Source organism: Pseudomonas sp. CVAP#3 (genome assembly GCF_018986375.1).
GTDB classification, from domain to species: domain Bacteria; phylum Pseudomonadota; class Gammaproteobacteria; order Pseudomonadales; family Pseudomonadaceae; genus Aquipseudomonas; species Aquipseudomonas helvetica.
Genome location: NZ_JAHMSC010000004.1, coordinates 249,303 through 272,635, shown reverse-complemented (window position 1 = coordinate 272,635; position 23,333 = coordinate 249,303). Strand labels below are relative to the sequence as shown.

Below are 23,333 nucleotides of genomic sequence, written 5' to 3'. Positions count from 1 at the left end.
TATTGGGTATCAGAACGCCGGTTTGTTAGATGTGTTTGCTCGCACGAACATCATCAATCAAATCGGCGTTCTGGTTTCTGTGTTTCCTGGTATTCCGTGAAGAACCAGAAAATATAGTTTCCTTTCGACTGAACGTTAAGACGTAGCCTTCAACTGGTATATGAATTGGAGGTTTGGATAAGTCTCTGGAAAATGAGAGGTGTACGGTACAAGCGCTAGCTATTTCGATTTTCTCGCACATCAACAGCCATTAATAAAAGCGGCCCTTTGGCACTGATTACATCGTTTCTCGGGTGCAATCCTTTTGACTATATTGGCGACCAGACCCGGCGAATGACTCAACAGTCGCCACCCTTCAGTGCGAGTAGTCTCAATGAACAATAAACCTGACAGCGCAGGGCTTGATAACGCCGGAACGGGAACCCGAGCGGTCTGGGGCGGGGAGCAAGTCAGGCACCCCTATAACGCCACGCAAACACCTATCGTGGTCAGTGCCGCCTACGGTTACGACGACATTGACGTCTGGTACGACGTGGCTTTGGGCAAGGCTCCGGGATTTATCTACAGCCGCATGAGCAACCCGACGGTCGAGACCCTCGAAGCGAAGATCCGCGAGTTGGAAAAGGCCGAGTCCGCGGTGGCCTTCAGCAGCGGCATGGCGGCCATCAGCAGCGTGCTTTATACCTTCCTTGCCCACGGCAATCGGGTAATTTCCACCAAGGACAGCTACGGCGGCACCAACAAGATTTTCGAAGAGTTCCTGCCACGCATGGGGGTGGACGTGACCTTGTGCGAAACCTTCGATCATGACGAGATCGAGCGTGAAGTCGCCAAAGGCTGCCAGGTGCTCTACCTGGAAACTCCGACCAACCCGACCCTGAAAATACTCGATATCCAACGTCTGGTGAGTGCGGCCAAGCGCGTCGGTGCCGTGGTGGTGGCGGACAATACCTTCGCCACTCCGTTGAATCAGAATCCCCTGGCATTGGGCGTAGATGTGGTCATCCACAGCGCGACCAAGTTCCTCAGCGGCCATGGCGATGTGCTTGGCGGTCTGGTGTGCGGCGTTGAATCCTTGATGGCCAAGGTTCGTCATTACCGGGAAATCAACGGTGCGGCGCTTGATCCCTTCTCGGCCTATTTGATCATCCGGGGCATGAAAACCCTGGCACTGCGGATGCGTCAGCAACAACACAGTGCCCGTGCCCTGGCAGAGTTCCTGAGCAACGAGCCCCTTGTGGAATCGGTGAACTATCCCGGCTTGCCCGGTCATCCGAACCACGCTGTGGCGTGCGCGCAAATGCGGGGGTTCGGCGCCATCGTCAGTTTTGTCCTGGTCGGTGGCATGGACACGGTCAAAGTACTGTTACCACGCCTGCGCTTTGCCCATTGCGCGGGGAATCTGGGCGCGGTGGAAACCATCTACGGCCCGGCCAGGACCACCAGTCATGTGGAGAACACACTGGAGGAGCGTTTGGCCTTGGGTATTTCCGAAGGGCTGGTGCGGGTCTCGGTCGGCATCGAAGACACCGACGATTTGCTCGACGATCTGAAGCAGGCATTCGCCTATGTCAGGCGCTCACGGCATGAACAGGTACAGGTAAAAACACAACCCTCAATCAATGAATCTTGCACCGAGGTACCAAACTAAAGTTTCAAAGTTAATACCTCACGACAAGGCAGTCTATGAGGACTTCATGAAGAGGAATAATAATAAAACTTAGTGGCAACCTGTTTTTATTCTGCCCAGTAAATCATCGCAGAAGTGAATGCATGCCCTAATAACTTTCATGAGAGCAATCATGTTCATAAAAGAACAACAACTCAACGCGCGTGCCGGTTTTAAACAGGAAATGCAGACCCGCCATATTGTCATGTTGGCATTGGGCGGTGTCATTGGTACCGGGCTATTCCTCACGTCTGGATACACCGTCAACCAGGCCGGCCCCTTGGGGGCGGTTATCGCTTATATCATCGGCGCGCTCATGGTCTACATGGTCATGATGTGCCTGGGCGAGCTGGCAGTGCAGATGCCGGAAACCGGCTCGTTCAGCACCTACGCCACACGCTTTCTCGGCCCGGGGACCGGTTACACGGTGGCCTGGCTTTACTGGTTGACCTGGACCGTGGCTATTGGCTCGGAATTCACTGCCGCCGGTATCCTTATGGCGCGCTGGTTCCCACAGACTCCGGTATGGATCTGGAGTGCGCTGTTCGCTGGAGTGGTGTTTCTGACCAATGTGATTTCGGTGCGCTTGTTCGCCGAGACTGAGTTTTGGTTGTCTCTGGTCAAGGTGGTGACGGTGGTAGTGTTCCTGCTGATCGGCGGCGGGGCGATTCTCGGCCTGTTGCATATCGATCAGGCTCACAGTATTGGCCTGGGCAACTTCACCCGTGAGGGCTTGTTTCCCACTGGGTTCATGTCGATTGCCATGACCTTGCTCGCTGTGTCATTTGCCTTCTCTGGCACCGAGCTGATCGGTATCGCTGCCGGCGAAACCAAGGACCCGCAACGCAACGTGCCGCGAGCCATTCGCACCACGGTGCTGCGCCTGGCGATCTTCTTTGTCGGTACCATCTTCGTCCTGGCGACCTTGCTTCCCCGGGAACAGGCCGGGCTGGTGGAGAGTCCGTTCGTCACGGTGTTCACCTACATCGGTATTCCGTACTCCGCCGACATCATGAACTTCGTGATCATCAGCGCCTTGCTGTCCGCCGCCAACTCCGGACTTTACGCCGCCTCGCGGATGCTTTGGACCTTGAGCGACCAGGGTCACCTGCCCAAGCAATTCTCGGTCCTGACCCGCATGGGCACTCCGTTGAATGCCATCGTGTTGAGCATGGTCGGTGGCGCGGCGTCGTTGCTCAGTAGTGTGTTTGCCGCCGACACTATCTACCTGGCGTTGGTGTCGATTTCCGGGTTGGCAGTGGTGGTGGTATGGATGAGCATTGCTGCGAGCCAGATCGCCTTCCGTCGACACTATGTGGCCAATGGCGGTGATATCCATGACTTGAAGTTCCGCGTGCGGGGTTACCCATGGGTGCCACTGGGGGCGCTGGCCAGCTGCAGCCTGGCCTGTGTCGGGATCGCCTTCGACCCTGAGCAGCGGGTGGCCCTGTACTTCGGTGTGCCGTTCATCGCCTGGTGCTACTTCGTGTATTACATTACCCGCAAAAGCCGCGAGCGCCGCTTGTCGCTTGCTCCCTTGGCACAACCGTCCGATGCGTTCTAGACATTGTCGACGAGGTGGGCAAACGTGCTCGGTGCGGGGGGCGTCAATGAGGTCCAGGCCATGAAGCAAAAGACGTTACCCCCATTGAACTGGCTGCGAGCATTTGAGGTGTCCGCTCGCTGTCTGAACTTCACCCACGCCGCCGAAGAGCTGTTTTTGACTCAAGGGGCAATCAGCCAACAGATCCGCCAATTGGAAAGCCACCTTGGGGTGGCACTGTTCAAGCGCTTGCCTCGTGGTCTGGGTTTGACCGAGGAAGGCCAAGCCTATCTGCCGGTGGTACAGGATGCGATTACCCGGTTGGCGGTGGGGACCAACGAGATTTTTGGTCAGCACAAGCGCCGGCCCATCAAGGTACGCGGCAGCCTGTCGTTTTTCGTGCACTGGCTGGCGCCCAAGCTGGTGGACTTTCGCCAGGCCCATCCGCATGTCGACATCCGTTACATCAGCAACATCTGGGTCAAGGAACTCGATGGCGAGGACGATATGGAGATTCGCTGGGGCCATGGTCAATGGCCAGGGCTGGTGTCTCAGCGCCTGACCTGGGACACCTTGTTCCCGGTTTGCTCGCCGGCTCTGATGGCCCGCTCGCCGCTGAAGGTGCCAGAGGATGTGTTGCACCATCCACTGCTGCATGTCCTGGGTTACGAAGAAGGTTGGGGTTACTGGTTGAATATGGTCGGTGCGCACGCCGTCGACTCGTCCACCGGTATGCAGTTCGATACCCTGATTTCCACGTTGCGCATGGCCGAGCTAGGGCAGGGCATTGCCCTGGCCCGCTCGTCCATGGTCGACGAAATGCTTGAGGACGGGCGTCTGGTCGAGCCCTTCGCGCAACGTATCGAGGCCAGCGAGTCGTTTTACCTGGTGCGGGGGGCCGAGGCCGATCAGCACCCTGATGCGGTGATGTTTTCCACCTGGCTGGTCGAGCAGGCACATCGTTATAAATGAATGGCCGGAGTCAACCATGCGCTATGTGAGTACACGAAGTTCGGCCGTACAGGCTGATTTCGAGAAGGTTGTGTTATCCGGCGTTGCCGACGACGGTGGGCTGTTCGTGCCTGTTGGCCTGCCGCTATTCGAGCCACAGGAAATCGCCAATTGGTCGACCTTGCCCTATGACGAACTGGCCTATCGGGTCATCAGTCCTTTTGTCGGCGATGCCATCCCCGAGGAGGATTTCAAACGCCTGCTGAAGGAGGCCTACAGTACCTTTAGCCATCGCTCCGTCGCGCCCTTGCACCAGGTCGACCGCAATGAATGGGTGCTGGAACTGTTCCATGGGCCGACCTGTTCCTCGAAAGACTTTGCCGCCCAGTTACAGGCGCGACTGGTGCAGTACTTTCTGCGCAAACGCCAGCGCCGCGGAATCGTCCTGGGGGCCACCAACGGCGATACCGGGCTGGCCGCCATCGAGGCGTTCAAGCACTGCGACGATACGATGGTAGTGGTGATCTATCCGGAGTCCGGCATGCCGGAGCAGCAGTTACAGGATTTGCAGGCGGTGGCTCATCCAAGGGTCCACAGATTCGCGGTAAATGGCAGCTTCGACGAGTGCCAGACCATCGTCACCCGATTGTTCCGGCAATGGCCGTGCGCGCAATACGAGGCCATCAGTTTCAACTCGAACAACTGGGTCGGCGTGCTGGCGCAGCTAGTGTTTTATTTCCATGCCGTGCTGCAACTGGGGGGTGGGCAGCGCCCCATCGGCTTCAGTGTGCCGGCAGCGAGTTTCGCTGAAGTCTACGCCGGCTATATTGCGCAAAAGATGGGCCTGCCTATTACCCAGATGATTGTTGCAACCAATCAAAACGACGCGCTGCATCAGTTGTTCCTGAAGAACCACTACTCCCGGTTGCGGGCCAACAAGACCTTGTCTCCGGCCATGGACTTGTCGATCTTTTCCAACCTCGAGCGCTTTCTCTGGGAGCTCTATGGACACGACTATCAGGCGGTGAGCGCATTGATGGTCGAGTTCGAATCCAGCGGCGAGATGAGCATCGCCAACGAGTTCTGGCTACAGGCGCGGATGATTATCGACTCCTACTCGGTCAGTGATGAGCAGACCCTGAAGGAAATCACCTCGCTGTATAGCGATACCGGTTATGTCATTGACCCTCATGCCGCCACTGGTGTCCTTGCGGCCCGGTTGTACCGCCGAAGTCTTGTGGCGCCCATGGTCACCCTGGGCGAGATCTCACCGGCCAAATCCGCGCTACTGCTCGGCGAACTGGGGATCACCGCGCCGGCTCGGCGTAGCCCGGTGCCGGGGCAAGGGCCGTCGCAGGTTTACCGGATTCAGCCCGATGACCTCGAGATCATCCATCAACTGCTCGGCGCTCTGTGAAGACGCTGTAAAGGAGGCTAAGTGAAGCGAATTCTGGATCCTCTCGATGAGCGCATCATCGCCGAACTGCGGCTCAATGCCCGGGTCGCCCACGCCGAGTTGGCGGCCAGGGTCAACCTGTCGCGCAATGCCGTACGCCAGCGCATCGAACGGCTCGAGCGCGACGGGGCGATACAAGGCTACACGGTGCGTACGGGGGAGGGACGGCAGACTTCTTCGAATATCAATGCGGTGATTTTCGTCTATCGCTACGATCGTATGCGTGGCGCGGAAGTGCTGCAGGCCTTGCGGCAGATTCCGGAAGTTATCCAGTGCGATGTCATGAGCGGCGAGTTCGATCTGATGCTGCGGGTCGGTGCCGCGAGCCCGGAGCGAGTGCATAAAGTCTGGAATGAAATATCCGCGTTGCCTGGGGTGGAAAACACCGTAACCTCATTCGTGCTTTCGTCTGTTGTCTAGCTGCTTTGCCCCGATATAAAAGCCAACGCATGTTGGCTTTTTTTTATGCCTGACGCTTTGCCCAGCCACTGGTCAAAACGCCCATAAAATAGAGCAAATAGCCATATTTCACTGCCTTGGTCGCCCGCCTAATCTAGTGCCCAGCAACCCATCATTCGGATCAAGGGCAATAAAAAATGACTGAATACAAACTGGCGCTGGTCGGCTTCGGTGGTGTCAACCGGGCATTGGCTCAACTGATTGCCGAGCGTAACGAAAGCTGGAAAAAAGAATTGGGGTTTACCCTGAAAATTGTCGGTGTCACCGACCTGTTCCTCGGCTGCGTGATTGGTCGCGAAGGACTGGATGCCGGTCAGCTGGCTAACTTGCCTAAGGTCAAGGGTGCTCTGGCGCAGTTGCCGGGAGGGGATGCCGAAGCCTTCAATGAAGCTGTGATCAAACACTCCGGTGCGGACATCGTTGTCGAAGCGACTTTCACCAGTCCGGTCGACGGTGAGCCGGCCACCTCGTTCTGTCGCTGGGCGCTGGAAGGCAGCAAGCATGTGGTCACCACCAACAAGGGGCCGATTGCCTTGCACGCTGCGGAGCTCAAGGACCTCGCTCGACGCAATAACGTCGCCTTTGAATACGAAGGCTCGGTGATGAGCGGCACGCCGGTGATCCGCCTGGCCAAGCAGTCGTTGGCGGGCAGCTCAATACTCGGCTTCGAGGGGATTCTCAATGGCACCTCCAACTTTGTGTTGAGCAGCATGGAAGACGGGCTGGGGTTCGCCGAGGCGGTCAGCAAGGCTCAGGAACTGGGCTACGCCGAAGCCGACCCGACTGCGGATGTCGAGGGGCATGATGTACGCCTCAAAGTAGTGATCCTGGCCAATGAACTGCTGGACGCCAAACTGAACGTCAGCGATGTCAGTTGCAAGGGTATTTGCGGCCTCAACCTCAGTGATATCGAAAGAGCCCGGCAGGACGGTGCACGCTGGAAGCTCATCGGCGCCGCCACACGGCATGCCGATGGTTCGGTCAGTGCCCATGTCGAACCCCGGCTGCTGAGCAACGATCACCCGCTGGCCGGTATCTGCGGTGCAACTAACGCGGTGTCATTCACTACCGGTTTGCTCGGCACGGTGACGGTCTCGGGGCCGGGTGCCGGGCGCACGGAAACTGCGTTCGCGCTGCTCTCGGACATCATCAATATCCATCAGTCCGTTGCACACAACTAGGAGAAGGCCTGTGAACCTATCGCGTCCGGCCCTGGCCATTGTGGAGAATCAAATCGATGTACTGAACCCCTTTGACGGCAGCGTCGTCGGGACCGTAGCGGACGTCTGTACGACACAGGTTCCGCAGTTGCTGGAGCAGGGCCGCAAGGGAGCTCAGGCCAGCGCCGGGTTACCGCGTTATCTCCGGGCACGGATCCTTGAACAGGCGGCATTGAGTATCGAACGCGATGCCCGCGCTTTTGCCCGGTTGATCGTCGACGAAGCCGGCAAGACCCTCAAACAGGCGGAGAAAGAAGTCAAACGGTGTATCAACACCCTCAAGCTTTCTGCGCAAGAGGCCACGCGCAATGCTGGCGAAGTGTTGCCGTTCGACGCCTATGAGGGCTCCGAGTCGCGGCAGGGTTGGTTCTCCCGCGAACCGCTGGGCTTGATTGTGGCGATCACCCCGTACAACGATCCGTTGAATCTGGTGGCACATAAGCTCGGTCCGGCGATTGCCGGCGGCAACGCGGTGATTCTCAAACCGTCCGAGCTGGCGCCGTTGTCGGCCATCAGGCTGGTGAGGTATCTGGTCGAGGCTGGGTTGCCGGAGTCAGTGGTCACGGTCGCCACCGGCGGGGCAGAGTTGGGCAGGGCCCTGGTAGCCGCCCGTGAGGTACGGATGATTTCCTTTACCGGTGGATTCGCCACGGGTGAGCAGATTGCCCGTATCGCCGGCCTGAAGAAATTGACCATGGACCTGGGCGGCAATGCGCCAGTGATCGTGATGGGCGACTGCGACCTTGACGCGGCCGTCGAGAGTTGCCTGTCCGGGGCCTTCTGGGCGGCGGGACAGAACTGCATCGGCACTCAGCGCCTGTTGGTCCAGGCCTCGATCTATGAGGCTTTCCGCGAGCGCTTCGTCAATCAGGCTCAGGCTCTGGTGGTTGGCGACCCGGCGCTGGCTGGCACCGACATCGGTCCAATGATTACCCCGCAGGCGGCGAAACAAGCTGAGCAAATGGTGAGCGAAGCCCTGCTGGAGGGCGCCAGGTTACTGTGCGGTAATCAGCGTCAGGGTGCATGCTACACAGCGACCGTGCTGGAGAATATCGATCACGCCAGCCGACTGTGGCGCAACGAAGTGTTTGCTCCGGTGGTGATGTTGCAGCTCTTCGAGACCTTCGATGAGGCTATCGCCCTGGCGAACGAACCGGAATACAGCCTGCATGCGGGGATCTTCACCAATAATCTGGCAACGGCCATGAGCGCTGCGCGCAGGATCGAAGCCGGGGGCGTGATGATCAACGACTCCTCCGACTATCGCTTCGATGCGATGCCATTTGGTGGCTTCAAGTACGGCAGTCTGGGGCGGGAAGGGGTGCGCTTCGCCTATGAGGAAATGACGCAACCCAAGGTGGTGTGTCTGAATATCCTTCGTTAGGTGATTCAAGAGAAAAAGCACTGCTTGTTTGGCATTGGGACGGTTTGGCCACCGTCCCGGTGCTTTTTCCCGAAGATCAGCTGAGCAGCCGTTGTCGAGACTGTGCGGCTTGATGGGCATGATCCTGACGATATTTGAAAGATCTGCTTTCGATACATTCAACCTTGCCGACATCATGCTGTACGACAAGGACCAGACCACACGACAGCAGCCCGACTGGCAAGGCCTATCAGTAGATGGTAGCAACGCCCGATCGACCGGTCTTTTCATCCCATGGAAGCGGCTAACCCCTACCCAAGTAGCATTCGTGGCGCCCGCCAGGCTTCGTACACTCAGGCCTCATATTGTTGCGCACCGGCAGGAGGCGAAGATGCAGCAGGCCCAGAATGAGGGTGTCGTCAGTTCAATGTCCCAGGCGACCGATGCCCGGCTGGTGGCCCAGGAACTGGCGCGGCAGCTGTTGCATCCGCACTTGGGCTTTCGACGAACTGGAAGCCGAACGCAACCGCTACAAATGGTTGTTCGAAAACGCAGTCCACGGAATTTTCCTTGCTCAGCAATGCCTGTCGCTATACCGAGCAGGGCAGCATCCTGCTGGGCGCCCGGCGGCGTGGCAAGAACCTGCGCCTGGAAGTCTGGGACACCGGTCGCGGTATTCCGGCCGACCGCCTGGACTCGATTTTCCTGGAGTTCAACCAGTTGGACGTCGGACGTGCCGCCGACCGCAAGGGCGTGGGGTTGGGGCTGGCTATCGTCGAGCGTATCGCGAGAATTCTCGAGCACAAGGTCGAGGTCCGCTCGTTGCCGGGACGCGGTTCGATGTTCAGCATTCAGGTGCCGATCGGCGAGCAAGTGCCGCTGCCCATCCATCAGGCGGTGCCGCAGCCGAGTACCGGCAACCCTTTGCCGGGCCGTCGTCTGCTGGTGCTGGATAACGAAGTGAGCATCCTCGACAGCATGAGCGCATTGCTCGGCCAGTGGGGCTGCGAGGTGGTGACGGCAACCGACGAGAGCGGTGCGCTGCTGGCCTTGCAGGGGCGGGCACCGGAATTGATTCTGGCGGATTTCCATCTGGACCATGGGGTCATCGGCTGCGACGTGATTCGGCACCTGCGCGAGCATTTCGTCGCCGCCATTCCCGCCGTGATCATCACCGCAGACCGCAGCGATCAGTGTCGCCGCTCCTTGCAACGACTCGGCGCGCCGCTGCTGAACAAACCGGTCAAACCCGGAAAGCTGCGAGCGGCGTTGAGTCAGTTGCTTGGGTAGCGCCCGATCCGACCTCTGCTTTCGATCAAGCGATGCTGGCCGGTCCCAGGCTTACCACCGTTCCTTTCAGCACCTCGCCCGGCAAGGCATCCACCTCGATACTGGTGGACGGTCTGCGTAAAGCGGGGCTGCCGGAATAAATGGGTTGCGCCAGCACATAGGCGGGCCAGGCCCTTCATACCAGGGTATGAGTCGCTAGCGCTGAAGTAGGAGTGCCTGGTGCAGGTGTGCGACTTAAAGTGCGTCGTCAGCTGGATGGATAAAAACGGCCGCTCAGGTCCGATCCGTCCAACACTTCCAACGGCCGTCGCGGCTTTTCTCCCCTGAACGCTAATCTGTCTATTGATGGAGAGGAGCGCGCGCAGCTCGCCACCTGTTCACTGAATCCGTGCACGGCATACAGGGTTCTGGAGAAGTCATTCATGTTCACATTCCTGCAGGCTCACCCGCTGATCAGCGCTATAACCCTGATTCTGATTGAACTGGCGCTCTGGCAGTTGATTGGTCCCTCACGGCGTAACCTGCGAATGTGCGTGCGTGTCGGTATTTTTGTGTTGTTCTGCTGGGTCATGCTGTCTGTCGGCATCAGCCCCTTGCAACCCCCCCTCTGGCCGGAGGATCCGGTACTGAACCTGATGGCCACGGTGTTGGGCATCGGCTGGTGGCTGTTTGCGGCCAGAGTACTGACGGTGATCCTGGGCAATGGCCTGATGTCTCGCGCCGGTCGCAACGCCCGGTTGCTCTACGATCTGATGGGGGCGGTGATATTCCTGATCGGCATTATTGGCGCCGCGGCCTATGTCTTGCAGTTGCCGGTCAAGGGCCTGCTGGCGACTTCCGGGGCGATGGCGATCGTGATCGCTCTGGCGGTGCAAAGCACATTGAGCGATTTGTTTTCAGGCATCGTGATCAACACCACCAAGCCTTACCAACTGGGGGACCAGGTTTCCATTGATGCTACCCAGGGCAAAGTGGTGGAGATCGACTGGCGTTCGACGCATCTGATCACGGATATGGGCGCCATTGCGGTGGTGCCCAACTCCGTGGCAGCGAAAGCACGCATTATCAATTTCAGCCGTCCGGGGGATGTACAGGGGGTCAGTGTGACCATTACGGTCCCCAGCAGTGTGCGTCCGCGTCGTGTGATCGATGCCCTGGAAAAGACCTTGCGCGGGACTCAGGCGTTGTTGCCGGAATTTTCCACTAAGGTCTCGATAAAGAGTTCCCATCTTGAGTACACCGAGTACGAACTCAAGGGCTTTATAGCGTTGGAACAAGACAAGACCGAAGTGTGCAATCTGATGTTCGATCTCGCCCATCGTCATCTCGAAGCCACAGGTGTTTCCTGGGACACCGATCAGGACAGCCAGCCCTGGAACCGTCAACGCCAGTTGCTGGAGGACGTGCGTATTTTCCGCTCACTGAGTAACGATGAGCGTGATCGTCTCGCCGGCGAAATGACCCCGGTGGACTATCAGGCCAATGAGGTGCTCCTGGCTTTCGACGAGGTTGCCGATGGCCTGATGATTATCAGTACCGGGGTGGTTTCGGTCTCGATTCACGACGGTGAAAAACTGCTTGAGGCCATGCGTATCGGGCCGGGGGAGGTCATGGGCGAAGAGGGGGTGCTCGCCGAAAGCCCATCGCGAGGAGAGTTTCGCAGTATCACCAGTGGACGGTTTTTCCGGATTGAAAAAGCGGTGCTCGACAATCAGTTGAAACACCCCGGCGATTTGAAATCTGCCCTGAGCAATCTGCAGGATCAGCGCCAGGGGATCCGTCAGGCCATCGTCATGCAAAAACCTGCACAGACCAAGAAAAGCGGATTGTTGCACTGGCTGTTGCAAAGGCGCTGAAATGGCTTGCTTGAAAAAAAGCGCCCGCCGAAAAAAAACCGTGGCGGACGCTCGGGAATGCCCGGTCCAGCAAGGAGAGCGCTGGCCGGGACAGGAATGCCTGACTGGCGTTTTTGCGCCTCAGGCCACCGGGATCAGCGGGTCGGCGGCGGCAAGCGCAGAGGCACGATCAGCCGCGGGCGGATAAATCCACACCGTGTTGATTTGAGTCTTGAACTCCTTTGCCTCGTGCTTGATGAGTTTTACCTGCCGATCCCAGCCCTCGGTGAACACCGCGCCCCAGGCGCCCAGGTCGACGCAAGTGACGTACTTGGGTTGGCTGTAAGGAATCGGCTCCACGCCCAGCAGGTCCGCGGCTGCGTTGTTGCCGGCATAGCGGCCCAGGGCAATGGCATGCTGACAGGACATCACCGCGAAGTTGCCCACCGCGTCGGTCGAGGCATAAGCAACGTCTCCGGCAGCGTACACAGCCGTTTGACTGCGCACCTTCAAGTGCTGATCGACATGCAGCCTGCCTTGATGATCACGCGTACCGTCCACGTGTTCGGTCAAGTGACTGGCACGCAAGCCAACGGTCCAGATCACGGTGTTGGATTCGATGCGCTGACCATTGGCTAGGGTTACGCCATTGGCATCGACCGAGGCGACGGTTGCATTGAGCACCCATTCGATCCCCAGATGCTCTGACGCCTCGGCAATGAAGGGGCTCAGCTCTTTGCCCATGGCGGCGGCGATTTTCGGGCTGCGGTCCACGACGATCACTCGGATATCGGTGTCATTGCCCAGGGCCGCGCGCAGACGCGCAGGCATTTCGGTCGCCGTTTCGATGCCGGTCAGACCGCCACCTGCGACCACTACCGTGTTGCGGGCGACGCTGGCGGGCAAATCCTTCAGCGAGTTGATGTGGTCTTCCAGGCGAGTGGCTTCTTCGATCTGGTCGACATCGAACACATGTTTGGTCATGCCTTCGGCGGCAGGGCGAGTGACATGGCTACCCGCGGCAAGTACCAGCCGGTCATAACTCAACTGACCTTTCTGGCCCAGTGTGTTGCTGTAGCTGACCTGTTGGTTTTTCTCGTCGATGACGTTGGCCGAGCCTCGCACGAATTTCACCCCCACGGCGTCGAACAAGTCGTTCAGGGGTGCCGTCATGGTATGCACGTTGGCCTCGTAAAAACGTGGGCGGATCCGCAGCTCGGCCTGAGGCGCCAAAACGGTGATATCGACGTCATGACGATTGTGCTTGTCCAGCAAACGGGCAGCGCTCAAGGCGCTCCAGACTCCGCCGAACCCTGCGCCAATAATCAATATCTGCTTTTTCATTAAGTTGCTCCTGTTTGTGTTCGCTTGGACTTTGGGGGATGTTATCCACGCGCACCGTCTGGAGCACTTCTACATAGGGGCAGTCGAGGCATGACGAAGTATGACGTCTGTATACCAAGGTATTGAATGACGCCTGTTACCGGGTGGGAGGGTGAACTGAAATAGCCGCAGCCATCCGCACCAGATCGGCAAATGAGCGTGCGCCCATTTTTCGCATGGCTTGGCCTCGATGTATCTTGACCGTGATTTCGCTCAGGCCTATTTCCCCGGCTGTCTGTTTGTTCATCAAACCTGAAACGGCCAACGCCATGACCGTTTGTTCACGGGCTGTCAGTGTCGAGTAGCGCTTACGCAAATGATCGGTCTGACGCTCGGCCTCTCGATGCCGCCTGTCCCGTGCATGGGCGGCGTAAACCGCATCGATCAGGTCTTGTTCACGAAAAGGCTTGGTCAGGAAGTCCACCGCTCCGGCCTTCATTGCTCGCACGGTCATGGCGATATCACCGTGCCCGGTTATAAACACGATCGGCAGGTTGATGCCGGCCATGGCCAGGTCGTTCTGAAGATCCAGGCCACTGCTGCCTTGCAGCCGGACATCCAGCACCAGGCAACTGGTAGCGTCCGGGCGGTTGTAGTGCAGGAACTTTGCGACCGAATGGAACAGTTCGACCCGCAAGCCGAGGGAGCGCAACAGGCTTCCGAGCGATTCGCGTAGTGGCGCGTCATCGTCCACGATGAAGACGAATGGCTCGCTGTCAGCGGTTTTGTCAGTGGGGGAGGCTGCGTTCATTGTTTGCTCGGTTCGCGGGGGACCAGCACCGGTAATGCAAACCGGAAGGCGCTGCCCTTGCCCGTTGCGGCGGTTGCCCAGATACGCCCATTGTGGAAATCGATGATCGATCGGCAGATGGAAAGTCCCAGGCCCAATCCGTTTTCTTTAGTGGTAAAGAACGCTGTGAACACGTGAGGAAGGATATCGGCGGGTATTCCCGAGCCCTGGTCGGCCACTTCCAATACGGCCTCGTTGTCTTTCACCCAAGTCCGAACGCAGAGGGTTCGTTCACCGACCTCGACCGCGTCAATTGCATGGCAAGCGTTGAGGATCAGATTGATGATGACTTGTTGCAGCAGCACGCGATCAGCACTGATCCGGCCAGTAAAGGCTGCGAGATCGATTTTCGGACAGACTTTGCGCTGTGCCAATTCGCATTGGAGCAGGTCCAGCGTCTCTTGAACGATGTCATTGAGCGACTCTTTTTGGCGTAGCGGATCGCATTGGCGGGACAAAGCCCGGACCCGATGGGTGATCTCACTCGCCCGGTTGGAACAGGTGATGATCCGCTCGAGTGATTGGCGTACTTCGCCCAGGTCCGGGACCGGGCGATCGAGCCAATGGCGGCAGGCTTCACCACTGCTGATGATCGCCGTGAGGGGTTGACTCACTTCATGGGCGATGGAGGCTGCCAGTTCGCCCAAGGACTTCACTCGCGTGACATGGGCCAATTGGGCCTGGGCGCGGAGCAGCGCTTCTTCGGCGTATTTGCTACGTAGTGCCAGCAAGGTGATTGCTGCTAGCGCGCTCAGGCTGCGTACAAACTCTGTGGTCGATTCCCAGTGTTGATAGCCTCCCTGGTAGAGGAATGTCGCCGTCAGCGACATCATGCACAGCGGGGCGACCACGCTCACTACGTTGATTGAAAACATCAAGGGGCGAGAGGTCCCTTTGCCCAGGTTGTACAGCATCTTGCAGTAGGTACCTTTCAAGAGGGGGGGACGTTCACTGGCAGGCTTTTTCGTTGGCGGTGACATGAACGGCATAAGGGCGATCGATGCAGGCAGTTTGCTTGCCAGCCGGACCGAATGCTTTGCCGACGCCTTGGGTTTCCATTGAATTTTGTTTGGGTATTTGTCCAGGAGCTTGTGTCTTCCATGGAGAAAGCAAAAAGGATCTTCGGGTCCTTTTTTCATTACGACGGGATCAAAAGGGTGGACCCGCCAGAACAGCGGGTCCGAAAGGCGGATCAGAGCTTCGGCAACTGCCCGACGCGCCCCATCATCTCGGTCACGATCTGCAGGTCCAGCAGGAACTGGTCGACAGTCTTGAACTCGTTGTCGGTGTGGCCGGTGTACTTGACCTCGGGCCTGGCCAGGCCGAACTGCACGCCATTGGGCAGTTCATGGACCGAGGTAGCGCCGGCGGAGGTGCCGAACTTGTGTTCCATGCCAAGGTTTTCACTGGCCACGGCCAGCAGGGCCTTGACCCATTCACCCTCGGGGTTGCGGTGCATCGGCTCGGCGATCGAGTAGTTGAAGGCCACGGCAATGTGGGTCTTCTTGCTCCAGGCGCCAAGCTTATCGGCGATTTCGGTTTTGAGCGTCTCCGGGGATTTACCGACCGGCACGCGCAGGTTGACCGCGAGTTTGAAGGCTTTGTCATCCATCCCGACATAGGTCAGGGAGGTGGTCAGCGGCCCCATGAAGGCATCGGAAAAGCCAACCCCCAATTTGCCACCCAGGTAGTCCAGCCCCCAGTTGTCGGCAGCGTAGCGGGCGGCGTCGGTAATGTGGTTGTGCTTGAGCGCGACCTTACCGTCGAGGCTGTTGATCAAGCCCAGCATCCTTGCCACCGGGTTGACGCCTGACTCGGGCTCGGAGGAGTGGGCGGAAACGCCGGTGACCGTCAGCTTGACGTCCTTGTCGACGACCTTGGCGGTCACCTCGAAGTTACCGCCATTGCGCTTGGCATAATCGGTACCGGCCTTCTGCAGGCTGGCGGCCAATTCGGCGGGCTTGTCACTCACCAGGGTGGCGACCGAAGTCGATGGTATCTGGTTGGTGGCCAGGCCGCCGGTCATTGAAGTGATTTCCGCGCCCTTGCCCTCTGCGGCACGCCGGGCAAAAGTCGCCATGACGGTGCCGTAGCCTTTCTCGGCAATCACCACCGGGTAGCCACCATCCAGCGCCAGGTTGTAATTGGGCGTCGGGTTGTGTTCGAAGTAATAGGGGATGGCGTCGCCGGTGGTTTCCTCGGTGGTGTCTACCAGCAGCTTGAAATTCCTCGCCAGTGGCAGCTTCTCTTCCTTGATGATCTTCATGGCATAGAGCGCCACCACGATGCCGTTCTTGTCATCCTCGGTGCCCCGGCCATACATGCGGTCGCCGACCAGGGTGACCTTGAACGGATCAAGTCGGGTGCCGTCTTTCAGGACCCAGTTCTCCGGAGTCACAGGCACCACATCGGCATGCGCGTGAATGCCCACGATTTCGTCGCCACCGCCTTCGAGGGAGATTTCATAGACGCGGTTGTCGATGTTGCGAAAGTTCAGGTTGAAAGCCTGGGCAAGGCCCTTGAGCTTGTCGGCGATCTTGATGAATTCAGGATTCTCGTGCTGGGCGACGCCATCCACGCGGAAGGTCGGGATTGCCACCAGTTCGCGCAGAGTCTCGGTGGCAGCGTTACCGTATTTCACCCGTGCGTAGATGCCAAGCAGGCGATGGATCTCGTTCTGCTGTTCAGGAGAAAGGGGCTTGTTGCCCTGGAAAGCATTGATTGCCGGGCCGAAGTCGGCGGTTTTGGCGAGATCGCTGTTGGCCAGGCTGCCCAGGAACTGCCTGAAATCCGTGACCGATGCGTCACTGAAAGTCTTGAGGATAGTCGCGCTCTGTAGCGGTGTGATGTTGGCGTGAGCTGACGTGGTGAACGCCGAAAGGCTGGCCAGCATCAAGGTTGTCGCGGCCAGGTGCTTGAGTGAGAAGTCCATTGCTGGTGGCATTCCTTTGCAGGTGGTTTGTGAGAGATTTCTGATCGATGAGACAGAAACATTTCCAAACTAACACCATGAGGAAGTAGTACGGGAGTCCCTGAAGTGAGATCTGTCGCACAGAAATGCAAAAGCGACGCAGAAACGAAAAAGTCCCGGGAGGGTTTCCCGAGCTTTTAGTGTCGTCGATCACGTCTTTGCAGATCATGCCCACTCTTGTTTTGGGAGTAAAAGAAACTCCTTTGATTTCAAAGGGTCAGACGCTAGCTGCGAGTCTCGTTATTATGTTGTCCGCATTAAAAAAGAGGCATTGGTCTCTTTTTTCGTGCCGACGATTTCAGGGCTTTGCCGCCAGTATCCTCCCTCAATCCAATTCAAAGATTCCAAGCATGAACCTACGCAAAATAGCAGTGGGGCTGTCGGCCCTTGTTTTGTTCTCGACCGGTACGGCAGAAGCTCGCAATCTGCTGGATTTCCTCAAACCGTCCAGCCAGCACGAGGAACAAGGGCACCGTTCAGGCTCGATCAGCCAGAGCGCGGCGATCGACCTGTATTCAAGCAAGCAGCAACAGGCATCGTTTGATGGGTGCGCAGACCTGTTTCCGGCAGCCAGGCCGATCAGCATGGCCAGTGTGCCTGCAGCGATGAAGCCCTTGGCCCTGTGCTCCGACAACTTTGCGGTGCTGTATTCGCAAACCAGCAAGACGCCATTGGTTGTGGTTGAGCGTCTGAATTCGGCCCAGCTGGCAGATGCCAAAGGAGAGGAGCGAACCAATCAGTTCTATCCGGACCCACGCATTCCCAAGGACGGGCGGGCAGAGTTGAGCGACTACCGTGGCCAACATCCGGCAGTGGATCGTGGCCATCAGTCCCCGGCAGCCGATGCACCGAATCCGCATGCGATGGCCCAGACCTTTGCATTGTCGAACATGGTGCCGCAGGACCCGACCAATAACCGCAAGATCTGGAGCAAGGTCGAGTCTGATGTCAGAAAGTTCGCGAAGCGCGCCGATGGCAATGTCTTTGTCTTCACCGGCCCGCTCTTTGATGCAGGTCATACCACTATTGGCGACAACAAGGTCTGGGTGCCTGACCGCCTGTTCAAACTGGTGTATGACGCTTCGTCCAAACGTGCCTGGGCTTATGTGCTACCTAACGCGGAAACCCGCATTGAGAAGCCAGTGGACTATGAGACTTTTGTGAAGATCACGGGACTCAACCTGCTGGGAAATCTGCCGGTCTCGGGTTCGGTGGTTCGCTCCTGATCTTTGAGGGATCACTTTCCTGAACGCCACGCCGTTGACCAACGCTGACTGTTCAGCTGAGGTCACGGCTTGCGAGCCAGACAAAACACGGTCAGACCGGCGTCCCTTGCATGCATTCGAAGCAGCGCTTATTGCGACAAATAGCCCTTATGTATTCGTGCCAGGGTGCCGTCACTGCGAAGCGTTTCAATCGCTTTGCGCAAGTCTTGTACCTGTTGAGGGGAACATTGTTTCGAGCAGGCCAGATAGAGATCTGTTCTGTTCATGACGGGACTCATCAGCAGCGTGCGTCGAGACACCTTCGGCCAAATGTATTGAGTCTCCGGGACACCGTTGAACCAGGCATCGATGCGTCCTCTCAAGAGCATTTGCGCGGGGTTGTCGCCAATGGTCAGCGGGTAGATCTGTCGGTTGTCGAAGCCCTGTGCGCGCAGGATTTCCTCTTGTGCGCTGCCCAGACCTACACCGATCACGCGGTAGGTTTTCCTGGCTTCAGCGAAGCTGCTCACTGGCCGGTCAAGACTGAAAAAGGCTCGCTCCATGGACATAATGGGAGCGATCCAGCTGAAGTGCTCCTCACGTTCTGGCGTACGTGACAACGGGGCTATCAGGATGTCCTGCTTCTCACTGACGTGTTTTTGCGCTCTGGCCCAAGGCAGCGCCTGTACATCAGCGGCATAGCCGGCGTTGGCAATGGCCATCAGGACAGCGTCTCCGACGATTCCGTGACCTTTGGGGCCATCGACAAACGTCAAGGGGGGCGCATCGGGGATAAACAGTTCAACCGGTAATGGTGCACCGCACGCGTTATAGGTCATCAGCAGCGATACCGACAGACACAGCCTGCAAAGGGCCGTGGTCCAGGTGCTCGATACGCGTGTGGTCCGGTTCATGATTGATAGTTCAGGTATTGGAAGTAGAGGGTCGACTCAACTCATCGCCGACTCAAGGTGGCAAACATCTTCCCATAGGTGCAGGTGTTAAGCGATGGCAGCGAACCCGGGCGAGACCTCTACATCGGGTTTTAGAGCCCGGGACTGCGAGTCGGATCATCGTGTGCCACGGGGCAACGAAATAACTCGTTCGGGCTCTTGCAGACGGGAAAATCCCTGCTTAACTCTGAGCCTCTGGTCAGTCAGTGACTTGTCAGTCACAAAGACCGTCCGGGAAGTCGCTCACGCTGTGCGCTTAGTTAAATTTGTTCAGGGAAGAAAATGACATGATGCCGAAAACTGCCATCGTCGAGATTTGCAAGAAGTACAAGGTTTATACCGAGCACTATCTCAACGCCGCCGCTGACAAAACCATCATTCTGGTCAACGGCTCGCTGGCAACTACCGCATCCTTTGCTCAAACGGTGCGTTACCTGCAGCCGCGATTCAATGTGGTGCTGTACGACCAGCCTTACGCCGGTCAGTCGAGAGAGCACAACCTCCATGGCCAACCGATCCGAAAGGAAGACGAGGCGCAGATCCTGCTGGAATTGATCGAACACTTTTCCGTGCACCATGTGCTGTCCTTTTCCTGGGGCGGCGCGGCTACCTTGCTGGCGCTGGCCCAGCGGCCGCGTCGAATCGAGAAGGCGGTGATCAATTCATTTGCAGCGCGGATCAATACGCCGATGCGCGATTACCTGGAGAGCGGCCTGAACTTTCTCCAGGCCTGTGATCGGCCCAATGTCGGGCACTTGATCAACAGCACCATCGGCAAGCACCTGCCATCGTTGTTCAAGCGTTTCAATCACCGGCATGTCAGCAGCCTGGCCGAACACGAATACCGGCAGATGCATTTCCACGTCAACGAGATCCTGACCCAGGATATCCACTGCTACTCGGTCTGTGCCGACGCGATCGAAGTCCCGATGTTGTTCGTCAACGGCGAATGGGATGAATACACCTCGGTGGAGGACGCCCGGCTTTTTGCCGCTCATGCCCGTCAGTCCCGGTTCCATACCATCAAGAACGCCGGGCACTTCCTCGATATGGAACACCCGGCGGCCTGGCATGACACACGGCAGGCCTTACTCGGCTTTCTGCAGCCAGCTTGCGGGACACCGAGGCAGGTCCATCATCACTCTTTCAGTAGAGAAGCATCACTGATGTGATGCTACGCCAGGACAATGTGTTTCAGCTTGGCGTTCAGTGCAGCGAACGCCGCTTCGGTGCTGGCCTTGTGGTTGGTGATGAGCACGTCGATGCGCTCTGGCGGACAGAAGGCTACGCGGCTCTCCACGCCGATCTTGCTGTAGTCGGCGAGGATGACCACGCGCTCGGCATGCTCGGCCATGGCGCGGGCCACTTCGGCCTCACGGTGGTCGTAGTTGCTGGCACCGCGCTGGGCGTCGATGCCGACGGGCGACAACAGCGCGAGGTCGGCCCGATAGCGGCCAATCTCCGCCACCGTGGTGCCGCCAACCGTAGCGGGAGCACGGTCGTCGAGCGAACCGCCGAGCACGATTACCTCGTTGTGCTGGCCGCCCGAGGTGGCGGGATTACGCAGTTGCAGCGCCACGTTGAACGAGTTGGTGATCACGGTCAGCCCGCCCAGCTTGGCCAGCTCTTCGGCAAGAATGACAGTGGTGGTGCCCGCGTCGATAAACACGGTCTGTCCGTGCGACAGCAGGCCGACCGCTGCCCGCGCGAGGTCACGCTTGAATTTGACATTGCTGTGCGCCCGCTCGGCGATGGGTGCTTCGTCTTCGACGCGAATGGCGCCGCCGTGTATCCGCTTCAACTCCCCGAGGTCTTCCAGGGCGACCAGATCGCGCCGCACGGTCTCGCGTGAAACATTCAGCTCCGTGACGATGCGGTCGGTGGTGACGCGCTGCAAGGTCGATAGCAGTGCGCGGATTCGCTGGTAACGCTCTTCTTGCCACATGCCTGGTGTCCCTGCTGTTTGAGTCGCTTTCCGAGCATGCATTGTGGAGGGGCGTCGGTCACTGTCAAGTTCGCCCCGGCCTCCATCAGCATCGGTCAGGCGCGGTCTGCGAATCATCAAAATGTAATATTGTGGCAATATTGTGTTTTTGTGTATTTGAAGTTAGCCTCGTCGCGGGACGGTTTTTCCCCTCGTCCTTATTTTCGAAACACGCTTTCGCCATCGCCTCGGTTGTAACCTATCGTCTAGAAGTAGGAGCTATACCATGCAGCGTCGCCAGTTTCTGAACACCCTCGCTACTGTTTCCGTCGTAACCCCGCTGTTGTTGTCCTCCCGTATAACGCAAGCCGCCACGCCCGCGGCCACACCGAGCGCGCTGGATCCGGCACGCTGGTCACCACTGAACACCCAGCGCCTGCAGGCGGTCATCGACCAGCACGGCGTCAAAAGCGCGTCTTACCGTCCTGACCAACGCCCGTACGCGGTGTTCGACTGGGACAACACCTGCATCATGAATGACTGTGAAGAAGCGCTGCTGGTCTACCAGATCAATCATCTGCAGTACAAGCTGACGCCCGATGAGTTCGCCGCCGTGCTGCGCCAGGACGTGCCGAACGGCGCGTTCATGAAGGACTACACCACGGTGGACGGCAAGCCGGTCACCATGGAAGACATCGCAAGCGACGTGGAAGCTGACTACCGCTGGTTGCACGCCAACTACAAAGGGCTTGCCGGCGACAAAAGCCTGGAAGAGATCCAGGCCAGCGAGCAGTACAAGGATTTTCTCGCCAAGCTCTACTTCATGTACGACGCGATCTGCGACAGCTACCCGGTGGAGATCGGCTACAAGTGGATTCTGTACTTCTACAAGAACATGACCACGGCCGAGTTGCAGGCGATGGCCGAGGCCTCCAACAACTACGCCATGGGCGACGCGCTGCGCAAGGTCAAGTACGAGAGTTCACGCACGTTGCCAGGCAAGGCAGGGGTAGTGGCGGACACGCACTTCCATGGTATTCGCATCCATGAGGAAATCCGCGGCCTGATGCACACGTTGCGCGCCAACGGTATCGACGTCTACGTCAGCACCGCCTCGATCGACGACGTGGTGCGGGTGTTCGCCGGCCACCCCAATTACGGCTACGGCGTACCGCCCGAGAACGTGATCGGCCTGCGCATGGCGATGGAAAACGGCAAGTACACCAGTCGCTATCAACCGGACTGGCACTTCAATTACGGGCCGGGCAAGACCGTCGGCATCAAAAATGTACTGGTGAAACAGAAGGGCTACGGCCCGGTGCTGGTGGCCGGTGACAGCGACGGTGATGCATGGATGCTGCGCGACTTCAACGACACGGCGGTGGGCGTGATCGTCAACCGCATGAAGAAAGGCGAGATTGGTGCCGACAGCCAGCAGGCTGCCACCCAGTTGGGTAAGCCGGACGCCCGTTTCATCCTGCAGGGGCGCGACGAGCATACCGGTCTGATGATTCCGGACGAAAAATCGCTCAAGTACGGTAAAGACGAACGTAAGTTGCTGGCCTGATGGTGCTGGCTCGCGGGTGGTCGACGGCCATCCGCGAGCTGTAGTGCAACGACTATGACCAGCCTGATTCTTGTCGCTATTACTACCGGGATCATTTACGAAGTTCTAAACGGTGCCCTGGATCAGTAGGGGCGCCGTTGAATCAATCTTCGCACCTAGTCATGGATCCGTTCGTCGTTCGTTCTGAACTACAGGTGGCCGCTTTTGTCAGACAATCCGTAAAAAACGAACCATTACGGAATCTATCATGCCTTTGAAAAACAAGAAGCTAGCCGCAGCTATGTCATGCGTATTGATGCTTGCTGCCGCACCGCTACTCCCTGCAGGGCTGTCTGTCATGGGCACGGCTTATGCCAAAGAAGGTGGTGGTCACGGTGGCGGTAATGGCGGTGGCGGCGGAAATGGCAGCGGCGGTGGTGGTGGTCATGCGGGTACTGGTCATGCGGGTGAAGGTCACTCAGCGGGTGCCAAGAGCAATGGCCGCGCTGAAGGCCAGGAAACCGATCACGACGGCCGGGCTGTTCGAGACCATGGATTGAGCGGTAAACACCTTGGACGTGACCGCGTTGCCCATCGTGGTCATGGTGCAGTGACTTCGGGTATTGCGCACTCGAAAGCAACACGAGGGGTGACGAAAGCTACTGCTATCTCGGCGACAACGCCTGGAGATCACAACGCAAAAGGTTTGAGTAAGGCAGTGACTTCGACCACTGACAAAATCCGATAAGCACAACGCGTTCAAAAAGCCGGGAAA

At 58.1% G+C, this 23,333-nt stretch carries 18 protein-coding genes and 1 pseudogene; 13 read left to right on the top strand and 6 right to left on the bottom strand.

Annotation, left to right across the window (positions count from 1 at the left end):
* Positions 1-373 precede the first annotated feature (373 nt).
* From KRR23_RS09645 to KRR23_RS09605, 9 genes and pseudogenes are all read left to right on the top strand, one after another.
* Positions 374-1,651 carry a cystathionine gamma-synthase family protein gene (locus tag KRR23_RS09645; RefSeq protein WP_216742321.1) on the top strand — a complete coding sequence of 426 codons (1,278 nt, stop codon included), beginning with the start codon at positions 374-376 and terminating at the stop codon, positions 1,649-1,651.
* Between the two features lie 151 nt (positions 1,652-1,802).
* Positions 1,803-3,233: an amino acid permease gene (locus KRR23_RS09640; RefSeq protein WP_216742320.1), complete on the top strand. Its 1,431-nt coding sequence runs from the start codon at positions 1,803-1,805 to the stop codon at positions 3,231-3,233.
* A 60-nt stretch (positions 3,234-3,293) separates the two neighbouring features.
* Positions 3,294-4,184: a LysR substrate-binding domain-containing protein gene (locus tag KRR23_RS09635; protein WP_216742319.1), complete on the top strand. Its 891-nt coding sequence runs from the start codon at positions 3,294-3,296 to the stop codon at positions 4,182-4,184.
* Positions 4,185-4,200: 16 nt separating this feature from the next.
* Positions 4,201-5,580, top strand: coding sequence for a threonine synthase (thrC, locus tag KRR23_RS09630; RefSeq protein ID WP_216742318.1), 1,380 nt, complete (start codon positions 4,201-4,203; stop codon positions 5,578-5,580).
* A gap of 21 nt (positions 5,581-5,601) precedes the next feature.
* Entirely contained in the window at positions 5,602-6,039 is a 438-nt protein-coding gene (locus tag KRR23_RS09625; protein WP_103318034.1) for an Lrp/AsnC family transcriptional regulator, read from the top strand.
* Between the two features lie 176 nt (positions 6,040-6,215).
* Positions 6,216-7,259, top strand: coding sequence for a homoserine dehydrogenase (locus tag KRR23_RS09620; protein ID WP_216742317.1), 1,044 nt, complete (start codon positions 6,216-6,218; stop codon positions 7,257-7,259).
* Between the two features lie 10 nt (positions 7,260-7,269).
* Positions 7,270-8,682, top strand: coding sequence for an aldehyde dehydrogenase family protein (locus KRR23_RS09615; protein WP_216742316.1), 1,413 nt, complete (start codon positions 7,270-7,272; stop codon positions 8,680-8,682).
* A 552-nt stretch (positions 8,683-9,234) separates the two neighbouring features.
* Positions 9,235-9,951: pseudogene (locus tag KRR23_RS09610) on the top strand (ATP-binding protein); the annotation flags it as partial.
* A gap of 422 nt (positions 9,952-10,373) precedes the next feature.
* Positions 10,374-11,807 (top strand): mechanosensitive ion channel family protein, encoded by a 1,434-nt coding sequence (locus tag KRR23_RS09605; protein WP_216742315.1) that lies wholly within the window; start codon positions 10,374-10,376, stop codon positions 11,805-11,807.
* A 120-nt stretch (positions 11,808-11,927) separates the two neighbouring features.
* On the opposite strand, the gene KRR23_RS09600 is transcribed toward KRR23_RS09605, so the two are convergent.
* From KRR23_RS09600 to KRR23_RS09585, 4 genes are all read right to left on the bottom strand, one after another.
* Positions 11,928-13,130, bottom strand: coding sequence for an NAD(P)/FAD-dependent oxidoreductase (locus KRR23_RS09600; protein ID WP_216742314.1), 1,203 nt, complete (start codon positions 13,128-13,130; stop codon positions 11,928-11,930).
* 136 nt (positions 13,131-13,266) lie between these two features.
* Complete coding sequence (locus KRR23_RS09595) at positions 13,267-13,920, bottom strand: response regulator transcription factor (RefSeq protein ID WP_216742313.1); 654 nt, start codon at positions 13,918-13,920, stop codon at positions 13,267-13,269.
* Positions 13,917-15,098, bottom strand: coding sequence for a sensor histidine kinase (locus KRR23_RS09590; protein ID WP_253912006.1), 1,182 nt, complete (start codon positions 15,096-15,098; stop codon positions 13,917-13,919). Before KRR23_RS09590 ends, KRR23_RS09595 begins: the two co-directional genes overlap by 4 nt.
* A 53-nt stretch (positions 15,099-15,151) precedes the next feature.
* Positions 15,152-16,891, bottom strand: a complete 1,740-nt coding sequence (locus KRR23_RS09585; protein ID WP_216742312.1) for a dipeptidase — start codon at positions 16,889-16,891, stop codon at positions 15,152-15,154.
* 389 nt (positions 16,892-17,280) lie between these two features.
* Between KRR23_RS09585 and KRR23_RS09580 the strand changes: the two genes are divergently transcribed.
* A complete protein-coding gene (locus tag KRR23_RS09580; RefSeq protein WP_216742462.1) occupies positions 17,281-18,156 on the top strand; it encodes a DNA/RNA non-specific endonuclease in 876 nt (291 codons plus the stop codon).
* 128 nt (positions 18,157-18,284) lie between these two features.
* Here KRR23_RS09580 and KRR23_RS09575 read toward each other — a convergent pair whose 3' ends face one another.
* Positions 18,285-19,049 carry an ABC transporter substrate-binding protein gene (locus tag KRR23_RS09575; protein WP_216742311.1) on the bottom strand — a complete coding sequence of 255 codons (765 nt, stop codon included), beginning with the start codon at positions 19,047-19,049 and terminating at the stop codon, positions 18,285-18,287.
* A 326-nt stretch (positions 19,050-19,375) separates the two neighbouring features.
* On the opposite strand from KRR23_RS09575, the gene KRR23_RS09570 reads away from it, so the two are divergent.
* On the top strand, positions 19,376-20,260 hold the full coding sequence (locus KRR23_RS09570; protein ID WP_216742310.1) for an alpha/beta fold hydrolase: 885 nt from the start codon (positions 19,376-19,378) through the stop codon (positions 20,258-20,260).
* Between the two features lie 2 nt (positions 20,261-20,262).
* On the opposite strand, the gene KRR23_RS09565 is transcribed toward KRR23_RS09570, so the two are convergent.
* On the bottom strand, positions 20,263-21,033 hold the full coding sequence (locus KRR23_RS09565; protein WP_216742309.1) for a DeoR/GlpR family DNA-binding transcription regulator: 771 nt from the start codon (positions 21,031-21,033) through the stop codon (positions 20,263-20,265).
* Between the two features lie 265 nt (positions 21,034-21,298).
* On the opposite strand from KRR23_RS09565, the gene KRR23_RS09560 reads away from it, so the two are divergent.
* Together KRR23_RS09560 and KRR23_RS29070 are read left to right on the top strand one after the other, a co-directional pair.
* On the top strand, positions 21,299-22,579 hold the full coding sequence (locus KRR23_RS09560) for an HAD family hydrolase (protein ID WP_216742308.1): 1,281 nt from the start codon (positions 21,299-21,301) through the stop codon (positions 22,577-22,579).
* 247 nt (positions 22,580-22,826) lie between these two features.
* Complete coding sequence (locus KRR23_RS29070) at positions 22,827-23,306, top strand: hypothetical protein (RefSeq protein ID WP_253912005.1); 480 nt, start codon at positions 22,827-22,829, stop codon at positions 23,304-23,306.
* The last annotated feature ends 27 nt before the right edge of the window (positions 23,307-23,333 follow it).

Bases quoted from the DNA above. Each gene is read 5' to 3' on its own strand.
- KRR23_RS09645 (WP_216742321.1), top strand. From the start codon at position 374: ATGAACAATAAACCTGACAGCGCAGGGCTTGATAACGCCGGAACGGGA.
- KRR23_RS09640 (WP_216742320.1), top strand. From the start codon at position 1,803: ATGTTCATAAAAGAACAACAACTCAACGCGCGTGCCGGTTTTAAACAG.
- KRR23_RS09635 (WP_216742319.1), top strand. From the start codon at position 3,294: ATGAAGCAAAAGACGTTACCCCCATTGAACTGGCTGCGAGCATTTGAG.
- thrC (WP_216742318.1), top strand. From the start codon at position 4,201: ATGCGCTATGTGAGTACACGAAGTTCGGCCGTACAGGCTGATTTCGAG.
- KRR23_RS09620 (WP_216742317.1), top strand. From the start codon at position 6,216: ATGACTGAATACAAACTGGCGCTGGTCGGCTTCGGTGGTGTCAACCGG.
- KRR23_RS09605 (WP_216742315.1), top strand. From the start codon at position 10,374: ATGTTCACATTCCTGCAGGCTCACCCGCTGATCAGCGCTATAACCCTG.
- KRR23_RS09600 (WP_216742314.1), bottom strand. From the start codon at position 13,130: ATGAAAAAGCAGATATTGATTATTGGCGCAGGGTTCGGCGGAGTCTGG.
- KRR23_RS09595 (WP_216742313.1), bottom strand. From the start codon at position 13,920: ATGAACGCAGCCTCCCCCACTGACAAAACCGCTGACAGCGAGCCATTC.
- KRR23_RS09590 (WP_253912006.1), bottom strand. From the start codon at position 15,098: ATGAAAAAAGGACCCGAAGATCCTTTTTGCTTTCTCCATGGAAGACAC.
- KRR23_RS09585 (WP_216742312.1), bottom strand. From the start codon at position 16,891: ATGGACTTCTCACTCAAGCACCTGGCCGCGACAACCTTGATGCTGGCC.
- KRR23_RS09580 (WP_216742462.1), top strand. From the start codon at position 17,281: ATGAACCTACGCAAAATAGCAGTGGGGCTGTCGGCCCTTGTTTTGTTC.
- KRR23_RS09575 (WP_216742311.1), bottom strand. From the start codon at position 19,049: ATGAACCGGACCACACGCGTATCGAGCACCTGGACCACGGCCCTTTGC.
- KRR23_RS09570 (WP_216742310.1), top strand. From the start codon at position 19,376: ATGATGCCGAAAACTGCCATCGTCGAGATTTGCAAGAAGTACAAGGTT.
- KRR23_RS09565 (WP_216742309.1), bottom strand. From the start codon at position 21,033: ATGTGGCAAGAAGAGCGTTACCAGCGAATCCGCGCACTGCTATCGACC.
- KRR23_RS09560 (WP_216742308.1), top strand. From the start codon at position 21,299: ATGCAGCGTCGCCAGTTTCTGAACACCCTCGCTACTGTTTCCGTCGTA.
- KRR23_RS29070 (WP_253912005.1), top strand. From the start codon at position 22,827: ATGCCTTTGAAAAACAAGAAGCTAGCCGCAGCTATGTCATGCGTATTG.